The organism is Paenarthrobacter sp. Z7-10 (assembly GCF_026932795.1).
Taxonomy (GTDB): Bacteria; Actinomycetota; Actinomycetes; order Actinomycetales; family Micrococcaceae; genus Arthrobacter_M.
The window spans coordinates 15,340-26,129 of the sequence record NZ_JADPVH010000055.1 but is presented as its reverse complement, the minus strand read 5'-3'; the positions used below and the strand labels follow the sequence as shown (position 1 = coordinate 26,129).

The window sequence follows — 10,790 nt, the reverse complement described above, 5'->3', positions numbered from 1 at the left end:
CTGTCTATCGGTCGGATGTTCAAGTGTTCGAAGACTTCATGAATGGTCCCTTACGAATACTTTTCCCGCTGGTGGTGGCATTGCTGGCCGGATCCCGGACGGCTGCAGAGCTTAGTAATAGGTTTGTGGTCAATACGCGCACCAGAGTCTCGATACGACGGCGGATCGCGGGTCGGTTCATGGTAACGATGCTTTCGATGTTCGTCCTCTTTACGGTTATGGGCTTGATCAACGCTTTGGTCGCATTCGTCGTCATTCCAGCGACGGTTCCGGAGAGCATCAATCCGGCACAGTACGGGCTGGGCTCGCCCGCAAGTGTTCAAGCCGACGCGATGTTGCATGCGCCTTTGGCTGCCTTGCTTGATTACGGCAGGGTAGTGTTCGCCCTGGGTGCTTCGGCGTGGCTTGGGTTCAATGCCGCCGTCTTTGCCGCGGTCACGTTGATCGCTGTTTACGTGATCTCGCGTCCTGTGATCGCGCTGATGGTCCCGTTCGGGCTATACGTCCTCGAATCGATAGTGTTCCAGACTATCCAACTACCGGGGTTGTCATTCCTGCTCTCGGCGGTGTATCCGGCTGGGCTGCAGAATTATGATCCGGTCCAAGCATTCAGCCCGACTCTCGTCCTTGCATTTTTGACCGTCGCAGCGATGGCGTTGGTGATTATGACTAGCCGACGAAATCCGCGGTTATCGTGATTCGGAGCTTTATCGAAACTTGCCTTTCGGTGAGGACGTTGCTGATGGCGGCTATCGTAGCCCTGTACGCGATCCTCTACGCGAGTTCCTCCGCTCGGGTTCACGGTAGTAACGCCTGGGATGCGGTCTTTCCTTCCTTAACGGAGACTAAGGTCACCTCCCAGGTGGGACTGCTCTGGTTTTGCTCGTTCATCATTCCTATTTGTTTTGCGTTCGGCCGTCCAGAAGTGATGCAGCGTTACGGCTCGTGGGCGCGCGCCGTGCGTAAAGGGCTGGCGGAGCTTGTCGGACGCTTAGTAGCCGGCGGTGCCGTCATAACTCTGGTCGTCATCGTGGTGGCGTTTCCCCTGGGCGTAGGTACAACCTGGAGTTCGGAGGCGGTCAATGAAGCCGCAAGTGATGCCCAATTATCAGCATTCAGCGCCGCGGCCTTAGCACGGCACTTCTCAAACCCAGTGATCGCCTTGGCTGCCTGTGGGCTTTATACGGGAGCGGCGTACATGATCGTCGCCGCCTTCACCCTCGCGGTCGCAGCGCGGCGCGTAACCGCCGCAGTTTGGGGCCTGATGTTTTTTTATGTGTGGGCGCTGATTTGCAGCTTCGCGATGACTGACCTGCCAAACCCGGCTGACGCATCAGTGGCCCTGAGTATCGCGTGGGCGCTTAGTCAGGGCGGACTTTTGCAGGCGGCAACCGGGCTCGCAGTGTGCATAATCATCACCCTGGTCCTCACCAGGGTGAAACATCCAATCTCTGGCGCTCGTGCCATGATCCAGAACCGCGTCGCAGTGACTATCGCTCTTCTTGCGCTCACCGTGGCAGGTTCCGTACAGGTGGCAGCCCATACCGGAACTTTGACGGAGTTCACCGCTGCGTACTTCGCCGGATCGTACGGCGACATCGTCCAATTCATTGCCGCCGCGGTCATCCCCCTGGCCTTCGCCACCAGATACGCAGCGGAGCTGACGGACCGTGCAGAAGGCCTGCTCCTATATGAAGCCGTCAGGGCCGGGAGCTATCGTAGATGGACAATTCGGTCACTGGCACGCGAGCTAGTTCAAGCGTTGATTTTCGTAGCAGCCTACGGAGCCGTTCTCACTGCAACCTATGCCGTAGTTCACGGAGGCACAGGGCTGGGAAAGGGTGGCCATATCGGCCTCTTGCTGGTGGATCTCACAGGAATCGCCGCCGAGCTGATCCTGCTTCTCACCGCCGCGATGCTGTTGTTCTGGCTGAGAGGATCACTGGATGCTTGGCCTGCTCTCGTAGGGGTTGCAGTAGTCCTGGGATACCCGTTCATGCTTAACCTCGGTGCAGCGAACATCTTTGCCCCCTACAGCACGCCACCCGAGTCTGTTGGCCCCGGACCGCAAACAGTGGCTTTGCTCTGGTGCATTGTCGCTGCGGCCCTGTGCCTGGTCACCACTATGTTCCGTACCCACTCCCGACATGTTATCCGCGTCGCCGACGTAATTTAGCCACCTGAACGCAAGGAGAAAGCAATGTCTGTCATCACAGCTGAAGCTGTAACAAAGTCCTATCGTGGACGGACTTTGTACCGCGACGTGAATTTCGATGTCCCGGAAGGGACGATTACAAGCATCACGGGCCCCAATGGTTCCGGCAAATCCGTGCTCTTCCGGCTGATCTGTGGATTTACTTCACCCGACAAAGGCACCATTAGCATCGCTCCCAAATACATGTCCGCTGGCCGTACGTTTCCAGAACGGTTCGGCGTCCTCATCGACCGTCCCGGCTACCTCGCGGGCAAAACGGGTTTGCAGAACCTGCAGTATCTTGCACGGATCCGTGGAGTAATCGACGACAACAAGATCACAGCGACCATGGAACAGGTTGGCCTCGACCCAGCATTGCCCCAGAGAGTTCGACACTATTCCTTGGGTATGAAACAAAAACTTGCCTTGGCCCAGGCACTGATGGAAGATCCAGCAGTTCTCGTTCTAGATGAACCTTTCAATGCACTCGACGCAGACAGCTCGGCCTCTATCAAGGACCACCTCCGCCTATTGAATCAATCGGGCGTCACCATCATATTCACCAGCCATAACCCGCTGGATGTCGATGAACTTGCCGATCGCCGTCTCGTTATCGATGGAGACCAAATCCGCTGCGCATATTCCGCTACGGACCTAACTCCGAAAAGACTGGAGTAGATCTACAGGGCACAAAGGAAGCCAGGAACAGCCACCGGAATCGAAATGCGCCATCTCCCAGAAATCACATCAGATGATGGATGGAAGGCAAAACCGTCGACTTTGGCTTTCGGTCGAGTGGTCCCCTGCTGGAATCGGTGTCGAATATCGAACGATGCCAAACTATCGCTGACCCCGTCAGACTGCGCCGTCCTCATCCGTCACGGCTGGAGAATCCAGTACTCCGGATCCTCCATCGGAGACAGGCGCTGTCGATATCTCACATCCACACCGTCGAGTACCGATCGGATGTCGTAAAGCAGCGGAGGCTCGGTCGCGAAGTATCCGTGCCCGAGGACAGTGCGGTCGATCTTGCTGACATCAATGGTGTCAAGCGCTGGTAGCACCGTGAGCGGCGGCCACAAGCCCGCTCGATGCGAATCCTGGAATCGGCGAGCTTGGATGAGCGCGCGATCCCGATCAGAGACGTATAGCGTCGTCGCGGACGTAAGCTCCGCGTAGAGCGCGGCGAAGCGCCGGAACAGGCTCACCTCTACGTCTGGGGCCGCCAGCACGAACACGCCGAGACGCACCTGCGGCCTGCGGCCTGCGAAGAGGGTCATCGCTCGCCCTAAGAGGCGATTGCCCATCGAATGCGCAATGATGTTGATCTTGTCGGCGCCCGTAATCCGAGTGAGCGTGTCAAGATAGTCGGCAAGCCCGTTGTCGCTGGCATCTGCGCGGTCCTGATCGGCGAAGTAACCGCGCACCAGATTGCGCGAGGGCCAGCTGAAGACCGCGGCCGAGCCACGGATACGCAGGTCGTACGCCAATTGCCCGGCGCGAAGAACCGCACCGTTAAACGTCTGGCGATAGCCGTGAACGTAGACCAGGATCGAACCGTCGTGGGCCGCGTCGTCCGCTTCCTCGCCAAGCATCTCCCGGAACGTCGACGCACCCAGACTACGGCGACCTTGGACGCGAACGCGCCGCCCATTCTCTCCGAAAATAAGTGCGCGCACCGGTCCAGGGCCGAGAGTGCCGAAGCCGTGGTCCTCCGGGACCAGCACATCGCAGTAGCCGAGGTGCAGCTCGTCGTCGCGGTTCGGCCCGAACGAAAAGTCGCCGCGGACGGGTATCCGATTCGTGCCGCACCACACGCGGACAACTTTCGCGGAAGGTTCGGGGTCGAGCATGGGATGTCTCATCAGATGGTTTCCCGGGGCAGACCGCGGTGCACTTTCAGCAGGCCGCGCGACGAACGGTGACGAATCGGTCGGGGACCTTTCGACATGGTCGATCTGTTTGAATTGCTGCGCATCGATCGGCCGACGCCTCACCACGTCAAACATCGCGACGTCGCCCGCGATATCGCTCGTGATGTCTTCGAGCGTCAACCACACGACCCGTGCTCGACGGGCCCGTTGGAGAGCGTAAAAACCCCGTCGTTCTGCTAGCTCGCGACCAGCTTCGAAGTAGGGCCCAGACAGCAGAATGTCGAGCTCGGCGACGAGTTCCGCTCGATCCGGGCGAGACGGCCACCCGTACTTTCCGGCGAACGTGCCGATTGTGAAAATTGTCGCGCTGACAGTATGCTCCACCGCCCGATTACCGGCGGTCCATGCTGCGTCGAGAGCTTGCGACATCCGGCCGATCTGTTCGTCGCCATCGCGCCGGGCTTTGGAATCCAGATACGAGGCGATCGCGCCGGCGGCCAGCAGCAATCGCACAACGGCACGCTGCGCATGCGAATCCGAGGCACTCGAATTCGCCAGATCACGCGCCAGACGCCGGAGCAGCTCATCGTCCGCCAACACGGTATCGATCTCATCTTCTGCTACCCCCATCGGCGTTCCTCTCTGTGCGATCGACCTGCCCTAAACTATGCCCGAATTCAGGTGGAGAACGCACACCCATCAGCTCGGTCTCTCGTTGCTCAAGACTCCCGCCGCGGTGCGCCAATGAGTAGTTGATCCTCTCGGCGACTTCCTCACCGGCGCAAATCGACGACGACGAGAGGCGCGGGGTTTCGCTCGGCCCTACGTCGCAGAGATCGAAAGCTGGCCTTGCACTCGGTTACTTGATACATGGCTTCTAATCAGGTTGATAATCTGATTCGGCTTGGAGGCCAGTCCCTTCCGAGCCGCAAAATCCAACCGATAACGGACGTTACGTAAAGCTGAAGTGATCCGATTGCAGATTTTGCAGATTAGGACACGGTGATAAGCACTCCCCGGTTCAGGGTGCCTGGACGTCGAAGTCCATGCCGTTACAGGGATCCGGGACCGTCCGGAGGCGCGTTGGGCAACAGCCGGGGCGTGGAAAGGTAGACGGGTCTGAGGTGCCCACTAGGCGGATAATTCCTCGAATTTCCGGGGTTTCCTTGACACTGATTCGCATTTTATGCATGCTGAGAGCAATATTTGCAGACGAATCGGAGGCCTGGTGGACCCCCTGGAGGGCCGGCTGATCAGGCTTCCGCTGCGTCAGGGAGCCTTTTCCGCGGACGTGGTGTTCGAGGACATGCTCACGGGCTGGAAACAGCAGCAGCTGGCACGGAACTTCACGGCCAGCACGATCCGGGGACGTGAGAGCATTGTCCGCCGGTTCGTGGATCACACCGGGCATTTTCCCTGGGAATGGACCGTCGGTGACGCCGATGAATTCTTCGCCCATGAGCGCTCGATCCTGAATCTGGCATTCGCCACCATCCGGGCCTACCAGACGCATCTGAAGGTGTTCTGCGACTTCCTGACCGATCCGGTCTATGAATGGGACCGGGTCTGTCTTCAGGGGTTCGGCCGCTCCCCCGCCCAGATCATCACCGAATTCAACCGGGCCCGGCACGCCCAGAACAATGAACAGGCACCCACTAAACGGCCCTTCACCCGGGCCGAGCTGCAGGGCTTCTTCGATCTGGCCGACCTCGAGGTCGAACGGGTCCTGGCCTCGGGGCGTAAGGGCGCCGTGGCCGCCTACCGGGACGCCACCGTGTTCAAGACCGCCTACGCGTGGGGTCTGCGGGCCAACGAGGTCACGCACCTGCAGACCGTGGACTTTTCCCGGAACCGCCGGGCCCCGCAGTTCGGCGAGTTCGGTGTCCTGCAGGTCCGATACGGCAAGGCACAGCGCGGCTCACCGCCCAAGAGACGCTCCGTGCTGACGGTCTTTGACTGGTCCCCCGACGTCCTGGACACCTGGATCCGGAACGGACTCCCCTGGCTCGCCCCGGCGGTATCGGAAATTTTCCCCACCGCCAACGGACTGCCGGTGCCCAAGTCCAACCTGCACCGCCGCTTCCGCGACTACATCGACGAACTCGGCTATCCGCCGGGCCTGGACGTTCATTCGCTGCGCCGGTCCTACGTCACCCACCTCTTCGAGCACTTCGGCTTCGACCACACCTTCGTCCAAAGGCAGGTCGGCCACGAACACGCCTCGACCACCTCCCTCTACACATCAGTCTCCAGCGACTACCAAACCAGCGAGCTCAACCGCGTGCTCGAAGACATGATCGAGAAGGCCGTCAGGCCGAAGGAGGAACGAGAATGAAACGGGACATCGAATACCGGTGGCGGGCCCGGGAACTCATGGCACGGAACGGCATGCGCAACACCCGCGAACTCGTCGAACCCCTACGGGAACGGGGCATCACCCTCTCCGAGTCACAGATCTACCGCATGGTCAGCCAGAACCCCGAACGGATCTCCTTCCAGCTCCTGGCCGCCCTCTGCGATATTTTCGGCGTCGAAGCGAACGAACTCTTCATCTTCACCGCAGCAGACGCCAGGTCCAAAGGCCAAAAGCAGGCCGTCGTCTCCGGGGAGAACGTTGTCCGGTTCGCTGACGCCTACAAACCCGTCAGGGCCAGGATCCTTGACGACGACTAAGGCCGGGACCCGCGGCCGGCCCCGGTCCGAGGGCGACCACCGGTGCGACCGATGCGGGCGGATGGCCGCGAAGATCCGCGTGACCTGGCCCGACGGGGCCATCTGCGGGATCTGCTTCACCACAGCACTGCGCACCAGCGGATCCTGCCCCGGCTGCGGGAAAGAAAGGCTGCTCCCCGGCAGGACCACCGACGGCACCAGCATCTGCCGGGACTGCGCGGGCATCACCACCAACATGACCTGCCAGGGCTGCGGCACCGAAACCGAACGATTCCGCGCCGGCCACTGCATCCGCTGCGTCCTCCGGACCGACCTGGAGGGACTGCTCCACCCCCACGCTCCCCCGGACCTGAGCCTCAAACGCCTCATCGGAGTGCTCGTCGGCGCGGGCAGGCCCGAGAGCGTCTACACCTGGATGCGCGGGGCCAACACCAAGGAACTCCTCACCGGGCTCGGCACCCGCACCATCGCGCTCAACCATGAGTCCTTTGACGCTCTTCCTGCGTCACGATCAGTGGAATACCTTCGGGAAATGCTCATCCATCACGGCATGCTCCCGGACCGGGACCGTCAACTCGCCGCCTTCGAACAATGGCTGGCGGTCCGCGTCCATGACCTCGCCGAAACACCTCACATCCAGGGGCCCATCGAACGGTTCGCCCGCTGGCACCACCTCAAACGCCTCCGCCAAATGGCCGGCCCGGGAAAGTCGCTGAACACGGCCGTCCGCTCGGCCAAACAGGAAATCACCGAGTCCGGGAAGTTCCTTGCTTGGCTCGGCGCCGACCATGGACTCGCTGTCGCCGCTACGAGGCAGGCCCATGTGAACGAGTACCTAACGGCCGGACCGTCGACCCGATACGCCATCCGCACCTTCATCGTCTGGCTGATCAAGAACAAGGAGATCGGCAGGCTCGAGATGCCGCGCCGATACGCCGCCACGAAGCCGCTCATCACCCAGCAACAACGCCTAGCACTCATCCGGCATTGCATCGACTCCACGGCATCGCCCTTGGGATTCCGGGTCGCTGCCCTCATCCTGCTGCTCTTCGGCCAGCCTGTCGGCAAGATTGCCGCCTTGAAAGGCGCGGACCTGCAGGCTCTGCCCGAGGGGCTGCACCTGGGCCTGGGCAACATGCCCGTCCTGGTTCCTGCCCAGATCGCCCCGATGTTCTGGGACTACCTGCACGACCGGCCCAACCAGCAGACCGGAAACGGCGGGAGCCAGTGGCTCTTCCCCGGCACCCTGCCGGGCCAGCACATCCACGCCGACGCGATGATGGGCCAGCTCCGGGCGCTTGGGATCGACCTCGGCGGCGCAAGGAACACCGCCCTGCGCAGCCTCGTTCAGGAACTGCCGCCAACCCTGGTCGCAAACGCCCTCGGCTATAGCTACCAGGTCATCCACAAACACGCCGCCGACGCCGGCGTCCCCATGGCAGGCTATGCCGGGAAAGGCGCCCTGCCCCGCTGAAGCCGCTCAGAATACGGCCCCCGAACCAACCGCCGGAACCGGAATGGCCGGAATAGGACTCCGAGCGATAAGTGCAGTTCCCGCTTAAGCCGTGATTATTGCATCTAATGCAAGATCGGCCCTCCTTCGACTATGCCACTCGGAGCCCTATTGAGGCCTGAAAGGGACAACCCCCTTTGACCTGCGGAACACCGGCCCAGATAGTCGATTTCAGTCCCTCCCGAGCGCCGCGCGAGCCCTAAGGAAACTTGATCGTACCGAGCAGGACGGCTCTCAGACCAGCGGGCCTGCGCGTCCTCCTTACAAATTGCATGATTCTTACGGCCATTGCAATGTTTTAGGAGGGTTCTCACCTTCAATTCCCAGGGGGCGACAAGGGATTGCGAGGGCTACCGTTGGATGTCGATCCTTTGCCTTCCGCACCTATCGTTTTTGCTTACCTACGGCGCGTCGCCCCATTATCCCAACGGAGCAACTGCCAGCCGCGATGAGCAAGCCAAGTGCTCCAAGAATCAATTCAGGAAGAGGCGACATATCATCAGGCAGGCCGTGCTCATCAAACCAAACACCGACGACAGCAGCTTCGGCGTAGGCGGCAAACATGACAGCAATTCCGAGTCCCAAGGTAACCCACGTCCAATAGCGGAACGCCTTTAAGTTCACTTCAATTTGTCCTTTTAGCGCTAGTTGCATTTGTGAATGAGATATTGAAATAGCGATCCCCTGCGAATATTCGAGTCTAGATTATATGAACCCTTCCAATACTCGGCCCCCAACTCCTGATGGCAGACAAACTGGTAATACATGTCAGGCGTATTCGCCCGGGAACGGTAAGAAGTTGTCTTTGTTATGACTTCACTCCATTGCACCTTCCAAAGCGCTGGCCCGGACCAGGCGCGTCCCCAAACAGTTGGGTAAACCATGAGGCGAGGATCATTTTTGTATGCGTAGGACCACACTGTCTTCTGGATCAACGCGATTCCAAACCAGGGGTCTGCGACGACGGGGTATGCAGTGACATGAGACAAATCCACTACCTGGATCAGTGAGCTCCCTGAGATGTCATAATGCGTTGGGACCGAACCACCACCGGCGTCGACAGCCCAAGGTGCGCTAATGCCACCCAAGAAGTTCCCCACCGAGTCAACGATGGTCACGCTACCGTCATCGTTCGCTGAAAGTTTGGCACCAGCCGGCATATTGACCGGATAAACGTAGGAGGCTGGAGCATTGGCACCTTGTATGACCGTGTTTAGCTGTACTGAAGCGTCTTGTTTGAGGATTGAAACGGTAGTCGACCCATTGTGGTTGTCGTAGGAAACGACGCCGTTTGACTCCACATGAGCGCTGCTCGCGGTCGGCGAGAAAGGCAACGACATACTCATGGTGCTTGCTGGAATTGTGCTCGTGGATCCGTCGAAGGGATCAGTCGTAGTTTGCTCTTCTTGACTGAGTGTCACCCCAGTACTCGGGTTAGTGGAAACTGATGCTGAGCCGCCGAGGGCATCAGGGACTGTGGTCTGGACGGCTATTGCTCCTGTCGACGTGGTACTGGCGTTCGCCACATTTTCGAACGCAGCTGGATTAGCCCTTTGAATAGCCGAAATGGCGGCGCTCGGACTGCCAGCTTCTAGGCCGAAGCTGTAGTGCGTTTCGGTGGAAACGCCACTGCTGTAGTTTGCAGTCACGCCGATGTCGTACCAGCCGGCAGTCGGTGGGACGGTGATCGGGTAATCGAGAGTGCCGTTTGCAGGAAGCTGTTGTTCGTCGACCGCGCCCAAGTTTATGTTGATGTCGAGTGTTCCTTCAGGATCTTCCGTAGTTGGGAGATGAACCCAACATGTGACGGCGACGGTGGGAACAGTGGTTGTCCAGCTTCCGGCTTGATATGGCTGGGGGCAGGTTACCGTTGGTGTGGGTGCCGTGTACCAGCCTTCAAGGTCTACGATGTAGTCGACTGTGTCAGGTGAGACGTTGTGGATCTGAACGGCACCATCACTGATCCCCACGGGAACGGTTATCAGGTTGGTGTGGGTGCCAGTGGCAAATGTCAGCGCACCCACATTGGATGGTTCGTCCGCGCCGGATGCCCAAGCACGTGCATAGCCGCCGGAAGCGCTGTTGTCAATAACACTTAAGTTGGCAACCACTGCGGTCAACCCATGCCCGGTATCCGGAATGCCTCCGACGCCTCCGACCGGAATAGTGACCGTTTGCCCCGGGGCAATATGTGCAGCAGCACGGCTATCGTAGAGCTTGCTGATCGCGGGAGTAAAAGTACCGTTACTGGAACCCTGGGTGAAGTAGCCCTCGACGTCCATCAACAGATTAATAGTGTTGTTAGTGGATAGATAGAGCTTGAAAGCGCCGCTTGAATCCAAGGGCACCATTGCCCCGGTGGACGTATAGGGGGTGCCTGGAAAGCTGAGAGAAACCCCCGGACGGCTTGTAGCACTCGTCGCATAGGGATTGATGTATCCCGCAATAGAATTAGTATTGTCCACCTGGAAATTTACAAATGCAGCTTTAGCTCCGACCGGAACACCTGCGACTCCAGCCACTTGAATAGACACCG

Annotated in this window: 9 protein-coding genes; 6 read left to right on the top strand and 3 right to left on the bottom strand. The window is 59.5% G+C overall.

The genetic code is table 11. From position 1 onward, the window contains the following. The 3 genes from IV498_RS14940 to IV498_RS14930 form a co-directional block, all read left to right on the top strand. A partial coding sequence (locus tag IV498_RS14940; RefSeq protein WP_269047887.1) for a hypothetical protein occupies nucleotides 1-698 on the top strand: 698 nt, incomplete at its 5' end. A 44-nt stretch (nucleotides 699-742) separates the two neighbouring features. Beyond that, nucleotides 743-2,176, top strand: coding sequence for a hypothetical protein (locus IV498_RS14935; RefSeq protein WP_269047885.1), 1,434 nt, complete (start codon nucleotides 743-745; stop codon nucleotides 2,174-2,176). Nucleotides 2,177-2,200: 24 nt separating this feature from the next. Further along, nucleotides 2,201-2,872, top strand: coding sequence for an ABC transporter ATP-binding protein (locus tag IV498_RS14930; RefSeq protein WP_269047883.1), 672 nt, complete (start codon nucleotides 2,201-2,203; stop codon nucleotides 2,870-2,872). Nucleotides 2,873-3,072: 200 nt separating this feature from the next. Here the strand turns inward: IV498_RS14930 and IV498_RS14925 are convergent, their stop codons facing one another. Continuing rightward, nucleotides 3,073-4,698, bottom strand: a complete 1,626-nt coding sequence (locus tag IV498_RS14925; protein ID WP_269047881.1) for an alpha/beta hydrolase — start codon at nucleotides 4,696-4,698, stop codon at nucleotides 3,073-3,075. A 598-nt stretch (nucleotides 4,699-5,296) separates the two neighbouring features. Here IV498_RS14925 and IV498_RS14920 point away from each other — a divergent pair. From IV498_RS14920 to IV498_RS14910, 3 genes are read left to right on the top strand one after another with little or no spacing between them, the layout of a single operon-like run. After that, nucleotides 5,297-6,403 carry a tyrosine-type recombinase/integrase gene (locus tag IV498_RS14920; RefSeq protein WP_269047879.1) on the top strand — a complete coding sequence of 369 codons (1,107 nt, stop codon included), beginning with the start codon at nucleotides 5,297-5,299 and terminating at the stop codon, nucleotides 6,401-6,403. Beyond that, nucleotides 6,400-6,741, top strand: coding sequence for a helix-turn-helix domain-containing protein (locus tag IV498_RS14915; protein WP_269047877.1), 342 nt, complete (start codon nucleotides 6,400-6,402; stop codon nucleotides 6,739-6,741). The genes IV498_RS14920 and IV498_RS14915 overlap by 4 nt, the downstream gene beginning before the upstream one ends. After that, entirely contained in the window at nucleotides 6,728-8,215 is a 1,488-nt protein-coding gene (locus tag IV498_RS14910; RefSeq protein WP_269047875.1) for a site-specific recombinase, read from the top strand. Before IV498_RS14915 ends, IV498_RS14910 begins: the two co-directional genes overlap by 14 nt. A gap of 423 nt (nucleotides 8,216-8,638) precedes the next feature. On the opposite strand, the gene IV498_RS14905 is transcribed toward IV498_RS14910, so the two are convergent. Beyond that, the gene (locus tag IV498_RS14905) at nucleotides 8,639-8,878 is read right to left on the bottom strand and encodes a hypothetical protein (protein WP_269047873.1); all 240 of its coding nucleotides are present in this window, start codon (nucleotides 8,876-8,878) and stop codon (nucleotides 8,639-8,641) included. 20 nt (nucleotides 8,879-8,898) lie between these two features. Beyond that, nucleotides 8,899-10,790: DUF2599 domain-containing protein (locus tag IV498_RS14900; protein WP_269047871.1), on the bottom strand; the 1,892-nt coding region annotated here is incomplete at its 5' end.